The organism is Pseudomonas sp. NUPR-001, assembly GCF_052147955.1.
Classification (GTDB): domain Bacteria; phylum Pseudomonadota; class Gammaproteobacteria; order Pseudomonadales; family Pseudomonadaceae; genus Aquipseudomonas.
On record NZ_CP197353.1, the window covers coordinates 1,391,738 to 1,410,827 of the forward strand.

The window sequence follows — 19,090 nt, forward strand, 5'->3', positions numbered from 1 at the left end:
CAGAGAACAGCCAGCAATGCCCAGCGTGCCAATCCCTTTCCCTCGCCCCCAAGGGGCTTCAGTGAGGTTTGACATGCAGATCACATCACAGGACATTTGTGCCGCCGCCGACCAGCTCAAGGGCTTTGTCGGATTTCATCGCAAGTTTGGCAAGCACATCGTGCGTTTCAGTGAAGACTCCTTCGGCATGGACGTTGCCGATGACAGCATCACTCCCAGCAACGAATTCGTCTGGAAGGCGGGGGAGGGCGACGTCATGACACTGAGCCGTGCACTCATCGAAATCCTCCTGGCGCAGAATGTCGATGAGCGCCTGAACGTCAGTGAGCCATTGCGCGTTTACCTGCGCCGCCGTGACTTGCCGGAAATCGCCGCGCAACGGCGTTTACGCGCGTAGTTTCCGCTTCATCGGGCGCGCAGCGAGCGTTCAGTCGGGGTAGGCCGGGTTCAGCGTGGTCAACGCCGGTTGGCAGAAGTTGACCTGGTTGCGCCCGCTTTTCTTCGCCGAATACAAGGCTCTATCGGCTTCGTTGAGCCAGGCTTCGGCGTCGCTCAAACCCTCGCGGTAGCTGGCCAGGCCAATACTCAAGCTGATGCGCAGCTCCGGCAGTTGTGGATTGCGGTAGCTGCCGACCCGCTCGCGCAAGCGCTCCATGGCCCGTTTGGCCTGCTCCAGGTTGGTGCTGGGCAGAATCAGGCAGAATTCGTCACCGCCATAGCGGCCCGCCAGATCCTCTTCTCGCAGGCTGCGTTTAAGCTCGCTGCTCAGTTGGCTGAGTACGCAGTCACCCACCACATGGCCGTACGTATCGTTGATGCTTTTGAAGTGATCGATATCGATGATCGCGATCACCGCCTGGCAGTGCTGCTGCTGGCAGATCTGGAACTTGAGCTGCAGCATGTCCTTCCATGAGCCGTGGTTCAGCAGGCCGGTCAGACTGTCGGTGCGGCTCAAGGCGCTGAGCCGGCGTTTATGTTCGGCAAGCTTCATCGCCAGCGTATAGCAGACCCAGCCAACGGCCATCGGGTAAAGCGTCAGCATCGGCAGGCAGGCATATACCTGCAGCGGCGTAGCTTGCAATTGCACGTGGGCGCCAAACAAGGCCATCGAAAATCCTGCCCCCAGGCCTTGGGCCAGCAATCCCCTGAAGAACAGGCGCTGGCCGCCGGCGGCAAAGTTGTTCATCGTCATCATCGCCAGGATGGTCACGCTGGGCAGGGGATTGAACTGCAGGGCAGCGGTCCAGAATCCGCCCATGAACGAATCGAGCAGCAGGTTACGGTACTCGGCGTTGTACGGGACGGCTGCACGTCGCGCCAATTGATAGGCCAGGTGCGGCCAGAGCAGACCATTGAACAGCAATAGCCCCCACACCCAAGTAGGCATCTGCAGGGTGGAAATACCGGCCATGACGCTGAGCATTCCGATGCCCAGGCCAACAATGCGCGGCAGGTATATTCTCCTGACGAATGAAAGTCCCTTGCCGCTTCTATTATCCATCATGGTGCTGGCCTATTCCGGGGCGCCGTTTATCGCATAAAAAGTGTCAATATTGTTGGACAATCACAGGCTATTGAAAAATGGCCTTACAAGCCATTTCACGGTTGATGCAGCCACCTTGGGGTACTATGAAACTCGCCCTCATCCTTGGAGTGCTTCTATTTATGGCCCCCTTGACTCCCAAGGCCGGTGATCCGGCACCGTACCAGGATGGGCGATATCATAATCAGCGCCAGTTACCGCAAGACAGCGTGTTCAAAAAACTGCGCATCGGCCTGAAGTTTCTGTTCATGGGCAAGCCGCCCGGAACCCGCCCTGAGGTGGAGATCGCTGTGCAGCCCTTGAGCCGCCAGCAGCTGATCGACGCTCCGGATCGCAGCCTGTGGCGCCTGGGGCATTCCACGGTATTGCTCAAGCTGCATGAACGCTTCTTTATTACCGACCCGGTGTTTGCCGAACGCGCCTCGCCAGTGCAGTGGGCGGGTCCCCAGCGTTTTCACCAACCACCGATCAAACTGGAAGATTTACCGCCGCTGACCGCGGTGATTCTGTCCCATGACCACTACGACCATCTCGATGAGCAGACAATACGTCAGCTGGCCGATCAGGCCGAGTTCTTCCTCGCACCGAAAGGGGTAGGGGACTTGTTGATTGAATGGGGTGTAGCCACAGCCAAGGTTCGGCAACTGGACTGGTGGCAGGAGACCCAGGTTGCAGGCATTCGTTTTGTTGCCACACCGGCGCAGCACTTTTCCGGACGTGGTCTGTTCGACAGCAATAGTACGCTGTGGGCGTCTTGGGTCATCCTGGATGAAAACCTGCGGTTGTTCTTCAGCGGCGACACCGGCTACTTCGACGGCTTCAAGCAGATCGGCGAACAGTACGGCCCCTTCGACATGACCTTGATGGAAACCGGTGCCTACAACCTTGAGTGGCCCAATGTGCACATGCAGCCTGAACAAAGCCTGCAGGCCCATCTGGATTTACGCGGGCGTTGGCTGCTGCCGGTGCATAACGGTACGTTCGACCTTTCCGTGCACAGCTGGCATGAGCCGTTCGACCGCATTCTGGCCTTGGCCAATGCTGCCCAAGTGCCGCTCAGTACACCGCAGATGGGCGAACGGGTCAGCCTGGATCAGCCGCACACCGGCCCGGCCTGGTGGTTACCCAAGCCGCTGCGTAACCCGCATGAAGGTAGCGAGCGGGCAATGGCGATGAAGCAGTGGTAGGCACGGCGACCTAGTGCTTTGAGCTGGCACGCGGCTTTTTGTTATCCGCTACTGGTGGCTGTGGTGCGGGCGTGCCGCTGTCGCTACGCACCTGGGCATGGCTGATCAAGGCAAAGATAAAGCTGCCGCCGATGATGTTGCCCACCAGCGTGGGGGCGGCGAAGTCTAGCCAGAACACCTCCCAGCCGATCTCTTTGGCCCACACAAGGTAAGAGATTTCCACCGAGCCGACGACGATGTGGGTGAAGTCCCCCAAGGCCATCAAGTAGGTGATCATCAGGATGATCCAGATTTTCGCGTGCTCCATGGACGGGATCATCCACACCATGGTGGCAATCATCCAGCCAGAGATGATGCCTTTGGCGAACATCTGGCCCCATTCGTTCTCCAGCACCTTGCGGCCAATGTCGAGAAAGGCTTCGTCGGCCTTGGTGTCGAAAATCGGCAGGTTCAGCATTACATAGGACACCAGCATGGTGCCGGCCAGGTTGCCAAGCAGCACAATGGACCATAAGCGCAGCAGTCGGCCGAAGTTACGGGGTGTCGGCGTAGTCATCACCGGCAGCACTGCTGTGAGGGTGTTTTCGGTAAACAGTTGCTGACGCGCCAGAATCACAGCCAGAAATCCGGCTGAGTAACCAAGGCTGGCAATCACCTGACTGCTGTCGCTGTCTGGTAGCCGGGCATAGAACAATCCCATGGCCATCATCGATAGCCCCATGCTGAGCCCGGCGGCCAGCGCCGACCACCACAGCGCAGCGATCGTGCGCTCGAGCTCCTGATCGCCCTGGTAGCGAATGATCTCGTGCAGCACGGCAGCGCGCGGCGGTTGGTTCTGACTGACTTCCTGCTCTTCATCTGCCGACAGGCCAGGGGTCTTGCTGCTTTCAGTCTTACTCATGGCAGTGGCTCGCGTGGGATGCCTTTACTACAGATCAGCGCCAAGCCCGATTAGTTGCCTGAGGGCGGTGTATTAAATGCAAGTTGGGCTATCTGGGAAGAAAGTTGAAATAAGTGCTTGACGCCCCCTCAGATCTCTCTATAATTCGCCCCACTTCCGGCGCAGTCGGAACGGAAAACTCCTTGAGATTCAACGAGTTAGATGTTCAAGGTAGTGCCGGAGGGGCTTCGATCGAAAGATCGACAGCGGTGAAAAAGGTGGTTGACAGCGAATTGAAACGCTGTAGAATTCGCCTCCCGCTGACGAGAGATCGCAGCGAGTTAAGCGGTTGAAGTTGAAAGAGAAATTCTGAAAAACTTCAAAATAAACGCTTGACAGGATCTGAGGAAAGCGTAGAATGCGCGCCTCGGTTGAAGCGAAAGGCTTCAGCCAAACGCTCTTTAACAATCGAATCAAGCAATTCGTGTGGGTGCTTGTGACTCAGACTGATAGTCAAAAAGATTATCAGCATCACAAGTGACTACACGGAAATCGAAAGATTTCAAATTTAGTCATTTGAGATTGCTGAGCCAAGTTTAGGGTTTTCTCAAAACCCAAGCAGTATTGAACTGAAGAGTTTGATCATGGCTCAGATTGAACGCTGGCGGCAGGCCTAACACATGCAAGTCGAGCGGATGAGAAGAGCTTGCTCTTCGATTCAGCGGCGGACGGGTGAGTAATGCCTAGGAATCTGCCTGGTAGTGGGGGACAACGTTTCGAAAGGAACGCTAATACCGCATACGTCCTACGGGAGAAAGCAGGGGACCTTCGGGCCTTGCGCTATCAGATGAGCCTAGGTCGGATTAGCTAGTTGGTGAGGTAAAGGCTCACCAAGGCGACGATCCGTAACTGGTCTGAGAGGATGATCAGTCACACTGGAACTGAGACACGGTCCAGACTCCTACGGGAGGCAGCAGTGGGGAATATTGGACAATGGGCGAAAGCCTGATCCAGCCATGCCGCGTGTGTGAAGAAGGTCTTCGGATTGTAAAGCACTTTAAGTTGGGAGGAAGGGCAGTAAGTTAATACCTTGCTGTTTTGACGTTACCGACAGAATAAGCACCGGCTAACTCTGTGCCAGCAGCCGCGGTAATACAGAGGGTGCAAGCGTTAATCGGAATTACTGGGCGTAAAGCGCGCGTAGGTGGTTCGTTAAGTTGGATGTGAAATCCCCGGGCTCAACCTGGGAACTGCATCCAAAACTGGCGAGCTAGAGTAGGGCAGAGGGTGGTGGAATTTCCTGTGTAGCGGTGAAATGCGTAGATATAGGAAGGAACACCAGTGGCGAAGGCGACCACCTGGGCTCATACTGACACTGAGGTGCGAAAGCGTGGGGAGCAAACAGGATTAGATACCCTGGTAGTCCACGCCGTAAACGATGTCAACTAGCCGTTGGAATCCTTGAGATTTTAGTGGCGCAGCTAACGCATTAAGTTGACCGCCTGGGGAGTACGGCCGCAAGGTTAAAACTCAAATGAATTGACGGGGGCCCGCACAAGCGGTGGAGCATGTGGTTTAATTCGAAGCAACGCGAAGAACCTTACCAGGCCTTGACATGCAGGGAACTTTCCAGAGATGGATTGGTGCCTTCGGGAACTCTGACACAGGTGCTGCATGGCTGTCGTCAGCTCGTGTCGTGAGATGTTGGGTTAAGTCCCGTAACGAGCGCAACCCTTGTCCTTAGTTACCAGCACGTTATGGTGGGCACTCTAAGGAGACTGCCGGTGACAAACCGGAGGAAGGTGGGGATGACGTCAAGTCATCATGGCCCTTACGGCCTGGGCTACACACGTGCTACAATGGTCGGTACAGAGGGTTGCCAAGCCGCGAGGTGGAGCTAATCTCACAAAACCGATCGTAGTCCGGATCGCAGTCTGCAACTCGACTGCGTGAAGTCGGAATCGCTAGTAATCGCGAATCAGAATGTCGCGGTGAATACGTTCCCGGGCCTTGTACACACCGCCCGTCACACCATGGGAGTGGGTTGCACCAGAAGTAGCTAGTCTAACCTTCGGGAGGACGGTTACCACGGTGTGATTCATGACTGGGGTGAAGTCGTAACAAGGTAGCCGTAGGGGAACCTGCGGCTGGATCACCTCCTTAATCGACGACATCAGCTGTTTCATAAGCTCCCACACGAATTGCTTGATTCATTGAAGAAGACGATATCGGTAACAGCTCTTAACTGGGTCTGTAGCTCAGTTGGTTAGAGCGCACCCCTGATAAGGGTGAGGTCGGCAGTTCGAATCTGCCCAGACCCACCAGTTTCTTGTTGGGGCCATAGCTCAGCTGGGAGAGCGCCTGCCTTGCACGCAGGAGGTCAGCGGTTCGATCCCGCTTGGCTCCACCACCCCCTACCGCTTGGTAGTGCTACCGTGTCAAAGCTTAGAAATGAATATTCGCGTCGAATATTGATTTCTGAACTTTTTCAGAATCGTTCTTTAAAAATTTGGGTATGTGATAGAAATAGACTGAATGACACTTTCACTGGTGTTTATTCAGGCTAAGGTAAAATTTGTGAGTTTCTCTTAAGACTTTAAGAGTATTGCGAATTTTCGGCGAATGTCGTCTTCACAGTATAACCAGATTGCTTGGGGTTATATGGTCAAGTGAAGAAGCGCATACGGTGGATGCCTTGGCAGTCAGAGGCGATGAAAGACGTGGTAGCCTGCGATAAGCTTCGGGGAGTCGGCAAACAGACTTTGATCCGGAGATCTCTGAATGGGGGAACCCACTCAGCATAAGCTGAGTATCTTGTACTGAATACATAGGTGCAAGAGGCGAACCAGGGGAACTGAAACATCTAAGTACCCTGAGGAAAAGAAATCAACCGAGATTCCCTTAGTAGTGGCGAGCGAACGGGGACTAGCCCTTAAGTGGCTTTGAGATTAGCGGAACGCTCTGGAAAGTGCGGCCATAGTGGGTGATAGCCCTGTACGCGAAAATCTCTTAGTCATGAAATCGAGTAGGACGGAGCACGAGAAACTTTGTCTGAATATGGGGGGACCATCCTCCAAGGCTAAATACTACTGACTGACCGATAGTGAACCAGTACCGTGAGGGAAAGGCGAAAAGAACCCCGGAGAGGGGAGTGAAATAGAACCTGAAACCGTATGCGTACAAGCAGTGGGAGCCTACTTTGTTAGGTGACTGCGTACCTTTTGTATAATGGGTCAGCGACTTATATTCAGTGGCGAGCTTAACCGAATAGGGGAGGCGTAGCGAAAGCGAGTCTTAATAGGGCGTTTAGTCGCTGGGTATAGACCCGAAACCGGGCGATCTATCCATGGGCAGGTTGAAGGTTAGGTAACACTGACTGGAGGACCGAACCGACTACCGTTGAAAAGTTAGCGGATGACCTGTGGATCGGAGTGAAAGGCTAATCAAGCTCGGAGATAGCTGGTTCTCCTCGAAAGCTATTTAGGTAGCGCCTCATGTATCACTGTAGGGGGTAGAGCACTGTTTCGGCTAGGGGGTCATCCCGACTTACCAAACCGATGCAAACTCCGAATACCTACAAGTGCCGAGCATGGGAGACACACGGCGGGTGCTAACGTCCGTCGTGAAAAGGGAAACAACCCAGACCGTCAGCTAAGGTCCCAAAGTCATGGTTAAGTGGGAAACGATGTGGGAAGGCTTAGACAGCTAGGAGGTTGGCTTAGAAGCAGCCACCCTTTAAAGAAAGCGTAATAGCTCACTAGTCGAGTCGGCCTGCGCGGAAGATGTAACGGGGCTCAAACCATGCACCGAAGCTACGGGTGTCACTTAGGTGACGCGGTAGAGGAGCGTTCTGTAAGCCTGTGAAGGTGAGTTGAGAAGCTTGCTGGAGGTATCAGAAGTGCGAATGCTGACATGAGTAACGACAATGGGAGTGAAAAACTCCCACGCCGAAAGACCAAGGTTTCCTGCGCAACGTTAATCGACGCAGGGTTAGTCGGTCCCTAAGGCGAGGCTGAAAAGCGTAGTCGATGGAAAACAGGTTAATATTCCTGTACTTCTAGTTATTGCGATGGAGGGACGGAGAAGGCTAGGCCAGCTTGGCGTTGGTTGTCCAAGTTTAAGGTGGTAGGCTGAGATCTTAGGTAAATCCGGGATCTTAAGGCCGAGAGCTGATGACGAGTTGCCTTTAGGCGACGAAGTGGTTGATGCCATGCTTCCAAGAAAAGCTTCTAAGCTTCAGATAACTAGGAACCGTACCCCAAACCGACACAGGTGGTTGGGTAGAGAATACCAAGGCGCTTGAGAGAACTCGGGTGAAGGAACTAGGCAAAATGGCACCGTAACTTCGGGAGAAGGTGCGCCGGTGAGGGTGAAGGACTTGCTCCGTAAGCCCATGCCGGTCGAAGATACCAGGCCGCTGCGACTGTTTATTAAAAACACAGCACTCTGCAAACACGAAAGTGGACGTATAGGGTGTGACGCCTGCCCGGTGCCGGAAGGTTAATTGATGGGGTTAGCTAACGCGAAGCTCTTGATCGAAGCCCCGGTAAACGGCGGCCGTAACTATAACGGTCCTAAGGTAGCGAAATTCCTTGTCGGGTAAGTTCCGACCTGCACGAATGGCGTAACGATGGCGGCGCTGTCTCCACCCGAGACTCAGTGAAATTGAAATCGCTGTGAAGATGCAGTGTATCCGCGGCTAGACGGAAAGACCCCGTGAACCTTTACTATAGCTTTGCACTGGACTTTGAATTTGCTTGTGTAGGATAGGTGGGAGGCTTTGAAGCGTGGACGCCAGTTCGCGTGGAGCCATCCTTGAAATACCACCCTGGCAACTTTGAGGTTCTAACTCAGGTCCGTTATCCGGATCGAGGACAGTGTATGGTGGGTAGTTTGACTGGGGCGGTCTCCTCCTAAAGAGTAACGGAGGAGTACGAAGGTGCGCTCAGACCGGTCGGAAATCGGTCGTAGAGTATAAAGGCAAAAGCGCGCTTGACTGCGAGACAGACACGTCGAGCAGGTACGAAAGTAGGTCTTAGTGATCCGGTGGTTCTGTATGGAAGGGCCATCGCTCAACGGATAAAAGGTACTCCGGGGATAACAGGCTGATACCGCCCAAGAGTTCATATCGACGGCGGTGTTTGGCACCTCGATGTCGGCTCATCACATCCTGGGGCTGAAGCCGGTCCCAAGGGTATGGCTGTTCGCCATTTAAAGTGGTACGCGAGCTGGGTTTAGAACGTCGTGAGACAGTTCGGTCCCTATCTGCCGTGGACGTTTGAGATTTGAGAGGGGCTGCTCCTAGTACGAGAGGACCGGAGTGGACGAACCTCTGGTGTTCCGGTTGTCACGCCAGTGGCATTGCCGGGTAGCTATGTTCGGGAGAGATAACCGCTGAAAGCATCTAAGCGGGAAACTTGCCTCAAGATGAGATCTCACTGGAACCTTGAGTTCCCTGAAGGGCCGTCGAAGACTACGACGTTGATAGGTTGGGTGTGTAAGCGCTGTGAGGCGTTGAGCTAACCAATACTAATTGCCCGTGAGGCTTGACCATATAACACCCAAGCAATCTGCAACGCAGATTGTGGTGGTGAAGACGAAAGTCACCGAAAGTTTGCAAAACCACAAATGTCACATACCCAATTCGCTGGAGTGTCTAACAAGACCTTCTGGCAACAGAATTTCTTGACGACCATAGAGCATTGGAACCACCTGATCCCATCCCGAACTCAGCAGTGAAACGATGCATCGCCGATGGTAGTGTGGGGTTTCCCCATGTGAGAGTAGGTCATCGTCAAGATTAAATTCCGAAACCCCTATCTGCGTACGCAGGTAGGGGTTTTGTCTTTTCCGCCGACCAAAATCTGCTGGGATGGGCTTCTTCTGTGGGAGCTGTGGGAGCGGGCTTGCCCCGCGATCGCAATCTGCCTGACACACCGCTATCGCGGGGCAAGCCCGCTCCTACAGGCTGGGGGCACAAAAAAACCACCCCGTGGGGTGGTCTTGTGTTTGCCTAGGCTTAAACGAATGCCTGTGGTGCAACACCTCGAGGCAAGCGGCAGCGATCGGCCTGGGCCGTCAGGCGTTCACGCCAGCTGGCTTTGAAGCAGAACGCAGAAGGCTTCGCCTGGCTTGCCTGACTCGCAAGGCGCTGCTTGCGCAGCTCTGCCAACGAAGGAGTGGCTTTCTTGACTGGGGCCGCGTCGACTTTGTCCAGCGAACGCTGGCACGACTTGCAATCAACCTTGTCGGTTTCAGAAGTGCTGCTGAGATTATTGCCATTGCGGCCGCAAGCGACCGAGTCGCCGCTGGTTGAGTAGTGCATTACCAAAACTGTACATCTCCACACTGTGAACAAAAGCGCCGCTATTTTCGCATAGGTTGGCAGTGGATGCGGCTAAACCTTATCCAGTGCCGTCAGGTACGCCTGGATATCCACGTCGTCGAGCTGTTCAGGCTGAAGGAATTTCTCACCGTACTCGCGATAAACGCCGCTGGTGAGAAACAAGCGAAACAGCTCGGCATCAATGTGATGGTCACGGGCCATGTAGCTGAGGATCGTCAACGACTCTGACAGGGTCTTTGACGCTTTATAAGGGCGGTCCGCTGCGCTTAACGCCTCAAAAATGTCGGCAATCGCAATCACCCGCTCGGCAATGCTCATGTCGTCTTTGCGTAGCCGCCGTGGATAACCGGTGCCGTCCATTTTTTCGTGGTGGTTACCGGCAATGTTCGGTACCCGTTTGAGGTGACGGGGTAAGGGCAGGGTGTTGAGCATGATGATCGTCTGCACAATGTGTTCGTTGATCTTGAAGCGCTCTTCATCCGTTAACGTGCCGCGACGGATGCTGAGGTTGTACAGCTCGCCATAGTTGTAGGCTTGCGCCGGCAAACGCATATCGAAGCCCCAGAGGTTACGCGGATCACCTTTGACTACCGGTGGTTTGCGCTCGCCCCAGGGGACGATGTGATCGTCACGGTCAGCCAGCAAGCGCTCTTGCGCTGGCAGGGCATCGGCTGGCTGGGCGGCCAGGCGCTGCGCTTCGTCGCGGGACAGGCCAAGACGGTTGTCGAAATGCCGTAACCAGTGCCGCGCTCCGATCTGCTGCAAACGTTCGACATCCGTGTCAGACATGAACTCGCCACCAATGTTGGCGTTAGCAATAAAGCTGAACTCATCCTCCAGTTCAGCCTGTCGGTTATGAAGCGTCTGCTCCAGTGCGGGTTGATCGCCGCCTGCGGCTACCCCCTTCCAATAATCCAGCTCAGCGTCGCGCCAGAGCACTTCAAAACGCGTGCGGATTTCGTGGATGCGGTTATACAGCGTCTCCAGTTTGGTGGCCTTGTCGACCACATATTCCGGGCTGGTCACCTTGCCGCAGTCATGCAGCCACGCGGCAATCTTGAACTCGTAGCGTTCCATTGCATTCATGCTGTAGTGGGCATAAGGACCACTCGGGGCCGCAATTACCTTGTCGATGAGCATTTCAGCGAGCTGCGGGACCCGTTGGCAATGCCCGCCGGTATAGGGGCTTTTGGCATCCGTGGCGTCAGCCAGGAGCTTGATGATGGCGTCGAGCAGGCGCTGTTGCGCTTCGATCAGCTGCCGCGTCTCGATCGCTACTGCAGCCGCGCCGGAAAGCTCCTGAACAAAGCGCCGGAACGGTTGCTGCACAGTGCCCGCTTGTTGCTGGGCTTGCCCCAATTGCAGCACCAGAACACCGAGCAATTGCTCGCCGCGGTCGTTCAGCGCAACGGCCAGGTAGTGCGCCTGATCACCCAGGGCGTGCGTGACGGCGGCATCCAGATCGCCGTGGTTGTGGCGAGTCAGCTGCAGTTCGCCAGGATACTCGGCGTCCTGTGAACGAGCCGCCAGTTGCAGGGTGTCGGTGTCGTCGGCAATCAGGTAAACCGCACCCGAGCGGGTTGCGCTGGCTTCCACCAATTGCCCGAGTACCTCGCCGAGCATGTTGTCCAGGTGCGTTTCCCGGCTCAGGGTTAGGGTGATCGCCTGGAAGTTGTTAATGGTGCGAGACATGCTGCCAAGCACCTGACTCAGTTCGCGAACCTCGTTGATCCGTGATTTCACACCGACCTTGCGGCTGAAATCAAAATTGCTCAGAGCCTGTACTTGCTGGGTCAGCTTCTGCAGCGGCTTGGCAATACGTTGGGCGAGTAACCAGCCCACAATCAGCAGCAAAACGATCAAGGCCGCCGTCCACAGCACTTGTTCAAGCAGCATCTGGCGTGCCCCGATCAGCAGCTCGGCAGCCGGTACAGCGATCAGCAAGTGGATGTCGTGTTGGGCAAAGGTCGATAGCGGCACGCGCATTCCATACCAGGCCTGGCCTCCCGACATGTAGCGTCTGGGGCCGGTACTTTGCTGATTGTTGTTGAACAATTGATTCAGGCTGTCCACGCCTAACTCATCAAGGCGCGACAACCGCAGGCTTTCACCCTCCTGGACCAACACCCGTTGCAGATCCGGGTAGGTCAGCACCGTGCCCGAACTGTCCACCACTGCCATCTCAGTGCCGGGGCTGATGTTCAAGTCATCAATGCCACTGCCAAGGTCATTCACCGAAGCATCCATACCCAGCACGACGGCGCCATCAATGCTGCGCTGCGACAAGGTCAGGCCGATCTCGCGGGTGGTGAAGAACACATACGGCTTGGTCAAAGCGGTCGACGCAGCGTTCATGCCCGAGACGAACCAGGGGCGGGTGCGCGGATCGAAGTGGTAATCGGCTTTGATCTGATGCTGCAGCAGCGACAATTGCGCGTCGTAGAAGCGCCATTCGCCGAGCGGTTGTCCGCGATTATCGAGACTGATGCTCTGGACGAGGTAGGCTGCCTCCGTGGGCGCTTGCAGGTGCTGTTTGACCGCCTCATCGCGCAGCACGCGCACCAGCAGGAATTCGCCGTTTGGATAGCCTGCGTACACCGCGCTGAGCATCTTGTTGGCATTCAGGCTGGCCACTAGCAACGGCAAGCGCTCAAGTCGCTGCGCTAACGTGCTGGCTTTGGAAAGCGGGTCATAAGCCAGTAACTGGATAGAGCTGAGCGCCGGGTCGAGCAAGCGTCGGGCCCGTTCGTTGATGGTGCGGCTCAGCTGCTGCGCAGTGTCTGCAGAGGCGCTGAGCAACGCCTGCTGCATACCCACATAGCTTTTGTAGGCGAGCACCCCACCTAGTACGAGGGTGCTGAGCATGATGGCCAGCGCGATAAGCACCCGTAGAGAGAAGCCGCGACTGGCGTTGTTCATGGCTGGGGATCCTGGCTTGTCACTCGTGGTGATGATCGCTGCTGAACAAATCGCGGCGTACGCGTACGACTCTAGACCAGCAACCGCACAGCTGCACGGCTGCTGCTGAAGGCTTTTTTGCGGGAAATCCCGGTGGCATCGCTGACATCAAGATGATGGCGTTTTGCGTTCCAATTGCGCCAAATAATGATTATCATTAGCGATTATTTTTTGCGCCTAATTGATCATGCCTAGCAAGGATGTAGTCGTCAGCCTCTATCAGAATCACAGTGGCTGGCTCAAAGGATGGTTGCAACAACGCCTCGGGTGTTCCAGTGATGCCGCGGATCTGGCCCACGACATCTTCGTCAAGGTACTGCAGCGCAACCTTGAAGACTTACGCGAACCGCGTGCTTTTCTCAGAACCATCGCCCACGGCCTGATGGTAGATAAAGTGCGTCGCAAGGAGCTTGAGCGAGCCTACCTGGCAACCTTGCAACACCTGCCTGAAGCCTTGGCCGCGTCCCCTGAGTTGACCTGCTCGATGCTCGAGAGCTTGTTCGCGCTGGATCGTATGTTGGCCAGTTTGCCGGCCAAGGTGCGCCAGGCGTTCTTGCTCTGCCAGGTAGATGGCCTGAAGTACGCTGAAGCGGCTGAACGCCTCGGTGTCACTGTCAGCTCGGTCAAGAAGTACATGCACACCGCGCTGTTGCGCTGTCTGGAACTGGAGTTGGAGCTTGAGCCATGACCGCGCCGCATGAGCAGCAGAGCCTGAGTGAAGCGCTGAACTGGCTGATCGAACTGCGTGAAGCGCAGGACGGTGACCCCCGCTACCACCGCTGGCAAGCCTGGTTGGCGCAAAGCAGCCAGAACCGCCAAGCCTGGCAGCGTGTTGAAACCCTGGGCCAACGGCTCTCCGGTGCGCAAGGCCGGTCGATGCTTCACGCTGTGCGCACCGCTCCGGCCCATACGTCGCGTCGCGCCTTCGTTGGCAAGCTGTGCCTGCTGCTCGGTGGTGCTGGCACCCTGGGCTACAGTGGGCAGCAACTGCTCTGGCCGCAGCTCAGCGCCGGTTACCACACCGCTACCGGTGAACTGCGTAACCTGACCTTGGCCAACCAGCTTCAACTCACCCTGAACACTGCCACAGCACTGGATGTTGAAGCTGACGTTCAGCGTACGCGGATTGATTTGCTGCAAGGCGAGATCATGGTCGATTCGCGTCAGGTGGCCTCTGAACCGACCCAGGTCCACCTGGCACGGATGAACATCTGGGCAGGGCAGGCGCGCTTTTCGGTGCGTGCGCTGGCAGGGGAACCACAGCGGGTGAGCGTTTACCAAGGGCAACTGAACGTGAACATCGGCGTTCAAGAGCATCCGCTTGCCGCCGGCCAGCAACTGCTGATTTCGCCCAGCGATGTTCGCCGCCAGGTCTTGCCGTTGGCTTCGGATGCCTGGGTCCGCAGCCTGTTGATCACCGACGGCATGCCTTTGTCGCTGTTCACCCGCGAGCTGGACCGCTACCGCAGTGGCCGCCTGCACTGCGACCCGGAAGTCGCAGCGCTGCGGGTTTCCGGTGCTTTCGATGTGAAGCAGCCGGAGCAGGTACTGGCCACGCTCAGCCAGGTGTTGCCGGTCAAGGTGCAATACCGCACTCGCTACTGGGCAACGCTGGTGCCTGCGGTCTGAACATCCGCGCCGGCCGGCGCCAGGATGAACAGTTTCGGGTGGCGTCCCAGCAGGGTTTTGCACAAGGCATTGATGCTGGAGAGCTGCAGATCGCGCACGCGCTGCGGCGCTTGTTCAAGGCTTTTGAAATCATCATCGACCATCGCCACTTGCGCCAAGGCCTGCGCCCAGTAGATGGCACTGCGGCGTTGCTGTGTCAGCTCGTTGAGTTGCGCCTGACGCACCTGCTGCAATTCGCTCTGGCTGATACCGTGCTCAGCCAGCGTCGCCACCACGGCCTGGGCTTGTGCGGTCAAAGCGTCCGCGCGCTCGGCAGCGCTGGTGAAGTTCAGGCGCGCCAGGTAATAGGCTGTCGGCAAGCGGGTCAGTAGCTGGCTGAAGCCGATGGTGTACGTCCCGGAGGCCTCCTCGCGAATCGCCTGGCGCAGGCGTTGATTGGCCACTTTGTCTACCAGGCCTAGCATCAGCACATCGTCGGCACTCCAGCTGGCCGGGCTGCTGTACAGCAGGTTGACCATGGTTTTCGGGCTGCTCGACCACGGGTAGCGGTGTTCCATGCTGTGCTGCAGTGGTTGAACGCCCACATCACGCCACTGCGGTGCAGGCCCGGGTGCGGCAGGCAAGCTGGCCAGCCAGGTGCGCGACAATTCCTTTACCCGCTCTAGAACCATCGGGCCGCTGACTACCAGGGTCATGCCTTGGCGTACGCTGAAGCGATCACGGTACACCTGACGCAATTGCTCGATTTCGAATGTGCGCCAGGGGCCTTGAGCATCACTGACCAGACGCTGACCGTTGCTGTAGGCCGTGCGGTTGATTGCATCCATGAAGCGCCGCTCAGCCGGCTGGTTGTCCAGGCTGGTGCTGTAGCCTTGACGCATTTCTTGCAGGCGGTCGGCATCAAAGCGCGGTGCCGTGAGTTTCAGATTGAGCAGTTTGAACAGGGTTTCCAGTTCATCGGCCGGTGCGCTGCCACGCATACCGTGGAACAGGCTTTCGCTGAAGGGCTTCAATTGCACTTGGCTGGTCTGCCCCAGGCGGGCCAGCTGCAGCGCGGAGTAGTCACCGTAACCACTGCGTTCTGCCAGGCTGATCGACCAGTTGGACACGCCCGCCTGTGCGATAGGGTCGAGTGATGAGCCGCCGAACTGGTGCAGCTCCAGGCGTACGTTATCTTGCAGCGCGGGATCGGCCTTGACGATGACCCGCAGGCCATTGCCCAGTTGCCACTGCACGGCGCCGACTTCGTTGATCGGCGCTACTTGGCTCAGACTGCCCGCTGCAGGGGGTGTCACCTTCAGGGTCTGGGGTCGTGCGGTATGTGGGAAAGGCCCTGGTTGGCTGGCGAGGGCTTGTTGCCAAAGCGCTGCCCATTGCGCTTCGTTGTGTTTCGCACTGTCGCCCTTTGGCCCTACCAGCGCCAGGCGCGGTGATGCGTCACTGAGTAATTCACTCACGGCAGCTTGCAGGTGCAGTGCACCGATGTTCGGGAGCCAGGCTTGCGTCATCTGCCATTGTTGGCGCTTGTCGAACAGCGGCATCTGGAACTCGACCGCTTGCGCAATGCCGTCGGCCAGCACCTGATTGCTATAGCGCTGCTGACCCGCCGCCTGGTTTTCCAGCTTTTCCGTCAGGCGCTGTTTGGCCGCTGCCAGCTCCTGCTCGCTCACAGGCTGGCGCGCCATACGCTGCAGTTCGGTGAACAGTTGCTCGCTGGCTTTGGCGTAGTTGGTGTCGCGTGGGTGCAGCACCATGCGGTATTGGCTGCGTCGGGCATCGAGCAAAATCGCGCGTTCGGCAACGCCGGCCTGGCTGAACAGGCCTTGCTCGACCAACAAGTCCAGGCGCTCATCCAGCACACTCAACCACAAGGCATCGATCAGGTCGCGCCATTGTCCATTCTGACTGTCCAGCGCGGCGGGCAGGTTACGTTGCAGCACCAGTTGCAGCATGCGCTGACCCTGTTCGGCATCGAACACCGAGGTCACCCGCAAGGCCTTGTCGCCACGAAATTTCGCCGCGCTTGAGGCTGGCGCGCTGCCGCGTGGCTGGGCACCGAACAGGGTGTCGATGCGTCCGCGTAATTGCGCCTGGTCAAAGCGCCCGACCAGCAGCAAGGTCATGCGCTGGGGCTGGTACCAATCGCGGTAGTAGGCTTGCGCCTGCTCGACCGGGGCGTGACGAATAACCTCAAGGTCGCCGATCGGGTTGCGGTTCTGGTAATCGCTGTTTTGGTAGAGCAGGTCGTCAATGCGCTGATTGATGCGCTGCCCGACGCCCTGGCGCAAGCGCCATTCCTCGACGATCACCTCGCGCTCGGCCTCGAAGGCGGCCGGGTCGAAACTCAAATGGGCGGCCCAGTCGGCCATCAGGCGCAAGGCGAGGTCGGTATGGCTGCTGTCATCCTCTGCCAACGAGATTTTGTACTGGGTGCTGTTGAAGCTTGTTGCGGCGTTGATGTCGGGCCCCAGACTGATACCCAGACGCTCCAGCGCCGCCAGCCCGGCTTTGCCGGGGAAGTGCTGGCTGCCCTTGAACGCCATATGCTCGACAAAATGCGCCAGCCCGCGCTGTTGCGGGCTTTCCTGCAGTGAGCCGCTGCCGACCAGCAGGCGCAGTTCCAGGCCATCGGACTCGCGGGGGACCAGCATCACGCGCATGCCGTTGGCCAACTGGTAGTCCTGCAGTTCAGGCCTGGCGGGCAATTCTGCACGAGGCGCACTGGGCGCCGGGGTTGTGGCCTGCGGCACTACGGCTGTACCACAGGCGGTCAGCAGCAGCGTGCTGATTAGCAAAAGGGGTTTAAGACTCATGAGCAAAGCGTTCCTCGCAAGGTTGAAGCACGGTATGCAGATCAAGGACGTGGTCGGCCTGAGCGGCGAGATGCGGTTGATGGCTGACCAACAGGATCGCGCTGCTGCGCAAGTGCTGACGCACTACACCCAGCAGGGTGCTGGCGGCTGCGGGGTCAAGCGCTGACAGCGTTTCATCGAGCAGCAGCAGGGCGGGGCGGTTGAGTAACAGGCGGGCAATCAGCAGGCGCTGGCGTTCGCCGCCAGACAAGCACTGCTGCCAGTCCTGGCTCTGCGCCACATCAGCAAAGCGCTGGCCCATGCCCACTGCGTCCAGCGCCCAGTGCAATTGTTGCTGGCTGAAGGTGCCGCTCAGGCTCGGATAGGTCAGCAGGTCGGCCAGCGAGCCATCGCCCAGGTAAGGGTCCTGAGGCACCCAGAACACCGGCGCGCGCGTCATCAGACGGCCTTGGTAGTGCGGCCAGAAACCGGCAAGGCAGCGCAGCAGTGTCGATTTACCCAAGCCGGAGCGGCCACAAAGCAGGGTCAACGTGCCTGGCTGCAGGTGCAGCGCCACTGCAGGCAGCAAGGGCGAACCATCGCTGCGCTGAATCGACAGCTCTGCCTCCAGCATCGTTGTACCGCTAGATGAGGGCGATGTGCTCGGTGCTGGCAACGGCTCGTCCAGCAGGGTGACAAAGCCATGCAGGCGCTCGACACATGCCGCCCAGGCGGCGATGTCGCGGTAGGCGTAGATAAACCAGCTCAATGCGCCCGCGACCTGGCCGAACGCCGACTGGATACGCATCAAACCACCCAGTTGCAGTTCGCCGGAGAGAAACTTGGGCAAGGCGAAAAACAGCGGTGCCAGAATGGTCGCCTGCTGGTAGCCGACCGTGAAAAAAGCCAGGTTGCGTTCCGCCCGCATCAGGCCATACCAGTTGCTGATCACTTCACCGAAGCGCAGGCGCAAGGCTTCACGGTCATGGGCCTGGCCTTGGTGACCAGCGATCGCATCGGCGTGGCGGCGGCGAAACATCAGCGCGCTGCGGTAGTCGGCTTCGCGGTGTTGCTGGCGCACGTTCAGGCCCGGCAGGGCGGCGCCGATCCAATGGGTCAGGGCAATGCCGACCAGGGTGTACGCCAGGCAAACCCAGACCATGTAGCCCGGCAAGCGGTACGAGTCGCCGGCGACGCTGAAGGTCAAAGCCCCCGACAACGTCCAGAGAATACTGACGAACGAGATCAGCGTAACCACTGAGCGGGTGAACGACAGCAGCAGCTTGAGCGAGTGTTCGAGCATCAGCCGCACGTCATCGGCGATACGCTGGTCAGGGTTGTCGGGCTCGCGGTTTTGCAACTGCAGGCGGTAGTGCTGGCCGTCTGGTGAGAGCCAGCGGGTGCACAGGTGTTCGGTCAGCCAGCCTCGCCAGCGGATCAGCAGTTGCTTGCGCAGGTAGTCGGCATACACCACCACCAGAATCATCGCCGCCACCAGGCCGACGAAGCTGTACAGCAGTGGGTACAGGGTGTTGCCGTCGAGTGCTTGCAAGGCGTTGTAGAAATCGCCGTTCCACTGGTTCAGGCGCACGGTAATCGCCACCCCCAGCAGGGTCAGGGCAATGACCGTGGCGAGCAGCAACCAGGCCGGTAACGCTGCCCGCGAGCGCCAGAAGGGGCCAGTGATGGCCCAGAATTGTCGAAGTCGTATCATCAGGATCCACGGCCCTCGCCGAGCCGCTCCGTAAAGTAAGG

At 57.6% G+C, this 19,090-nt stretch carries 10 protein-coding genes, 2 tRNA genes and 3 rRNA genes; 9 read left to right on the plus strand and 6 right to left on the minus strand.

What is annotated here, in order from left to right; genetic code table 11:
* Positions 1–73: 73 nt before the first annotated feature.
* A complete protein-coding gene (locus ACP6KB_RS06460; protein ID WP_442112638.1) occupies positions 74–397 on the plus strand; it encodes a DUF2025 family protein in 324 nt (107 codons plus the stop codon).
* Positions 398–427: 30 nt separating this feature from the next.
* Here ACP6KB_RS06460 and ACP6KB_RS06465 read toward each other — a convergent pair whose 3' ends face one another.
* Positions 428–1,504 (minus strand): diguanylate cyclase, encoded by a 1,077-nt coding sequence (locus ACP6KB_RS06465; protein ID WP_442112640.1) that lies wholly within the window; start codon positions 1,502–1,504, stop codon positions 428–430.
* A gap of 125 nt (positions 1,505–1,629) precedes the next feature.
* Between ACP6KB_RS06465 and ACP6KB_RS06470 the strand changes: the two genes are divergently transcribed.
* Positions 1,630–2,730, plus strand: coding sequence for an MBL fold metallo-hydrolase (locus ACP6KB_RS06470; RefSeq protein WP_442112642.1), 1,101 nt, complete (start codon positions 1,630–1,632; stop codon positions 2,728–2,730).
* 10 nt (positions 2,731–2,740) lie between these two features.
* Here ACP6KB_RS06470 and ACP6KB_RS06475 read toward each other — a convergent pair whose 3' ends face one another.
* Positions 2,741–3,631, minus strand: coding sequence for a formate/nitrite transporter family protein (locus ACP6KB_RS06475; protein WP_442112644.1), 891 nt, complete (start codon positions 3,629–3,631; stop codon positions 2,741–2,743).
* A 605-nt stretch (positions 3,632–4,236) separates the two neighbouring features.
* Here ACP6KB_RS06475 and ACP6KB_RS06480 point away from each other — a divergent pair.
* The 5 genes from ACP6KB_RS06480 to rrf all read left to right on the plus strand — a co-directional run bounded on the left by ACP6KB_RS06480 (position 4,237) and on the right by rrf (position 9,410).
* Positions 4,237–5,773 (plus strand): 16S ribosomal RNA (locus tag ACP6KB_RS06480).
* Between the two features lie 84 nt (positions 5,774–5,857).
* Positions 5,858–5,934 (plus strand) — tRNA-Ile (locus tag ACP6KB_RS06485).
* Positions 5,935–5,944: 10 nt separating this feature from the next.
* Positions 5,945–6,020 (plus strand) — tRNA-Ala (locus tag ACP6KB_RS06490).
* A gap of 253 nt (positions 6,021–6,273) precedes the next feature.
* Positions 6,274–9,164, plus strand: a 23S ribosomal RNA gene (locus ACP6KB_RS06495).
* A gap of 130 nt (positions 9,165–9,294) precedes the next feature.
* Positions 9,295–9,410: ribosomal RNA gene (gene rrf, locus ACP6KB_RS06500) — 5S ribosomal RNA — on the plus strand.
* The 16S, 23S and 5S rRNA genes sit together here with 2 tRNA genes alongside, the layout of an rRNA operon.
* 219 nt (positions 9,411–9,629) lie before the next feature.
* On the opposite strand, the gene ACP6KB_RS06505 is transcribed toward rrf, so the two are convergent.
* Both ACP6KB_RS06505 and ACP6KB_RS06510 read right to left on the minus strand, forming a co-directional pair.
* A complete protein-coding gene (locus ACP6KB_RS06505) occupies positions 9,630–9,935 on the minus strand; it encodes a hypothetical protein (RefSeq protein WP_442112646.1) in 306 nt (101 codons plus the stop codon).
* 72 nt (positions 9,936–10,007) lie between these two features.
* Positions 10,008–12,875: an HD domain-containing phosphohydrolase gene (locus tag ACP6KB_RS06510; protein ID WP_442112648.1), complete on the minus strand. Its 2,868-nt coding sequence runs from the start codon at positions 12,873–12,875 to the stop codon at positions 10,008–10,010.
* Positions 12,876–13,101: 226 nt separating this feature from the next.
* Here ACP6KB_RS06510 and ACP6KB_RS06515 point away from each other — a divergent pair, with 226 nt between their 5' ends.
* Both ACP6KB_RS06515 and ACP6KB_RS06520 read left to right on the plus strand, forming a co-directional pair.
* Complete coding sequence (locus tag ACP6KB_RS06515) at positions 13,102–13,602, plus strand: sigma-70 family RNA polymerase sigma factor (protein WP_442112650.1); 501 nt, start codon at positions 13,102–13,104, stop codon at positions 13,600–13,602.
* A complete protein-coding gene (locus tag ACP6KB_RS06520; protein WP_442112652.1) occupies positions 13,599–14,543 on the plus strand; it encodes a FecR domain-containing protein in 945 nt (314 codons plus the stop codon). The genes ACP6KB_RS06515 and ACP6KB_RS06520 overlap by 4 nt, the downstream gene beginning before the upstream one ends.
* Here the strand turns inward: ACP6KB_RS06520 and ACP6KB_RS06525 are convergent.
* Together ACP6KB_RS06525 and ACP6KB_RS06530 are read right to left on the minus strand one after the other, a co-directional pair.
* Entirely contained in the window at positions 14,513–17,356 is a 2,844-nt protein-coding gene (locus ACP6KB_RS06525; protein WP_442112654.1) for a M16 family metallopeptidase, read from the minus strand. The genes ACP6KB_RS06520 and ACP6KB_RS06525 overlap by 31 nt on opposite strands.
* Positions 17,346–19,049, minus strand: coding sequence for an ABC transporter ATP-binding protein/permease (locus tag ACP6KB_RS06530; protein ID WP_442112656.1), 1,704 nt, complete (start codon positions 19,047–19,049; stop codon positions 17,346–17,348). The genes ACP6KB_RS06525 and ACP6KB_RS06530 overlap by 11 nt, the downstream gene beginning before the upstream one ends.
* Positions 19,050–19,090: the final 41 nt, after the last annotated feature.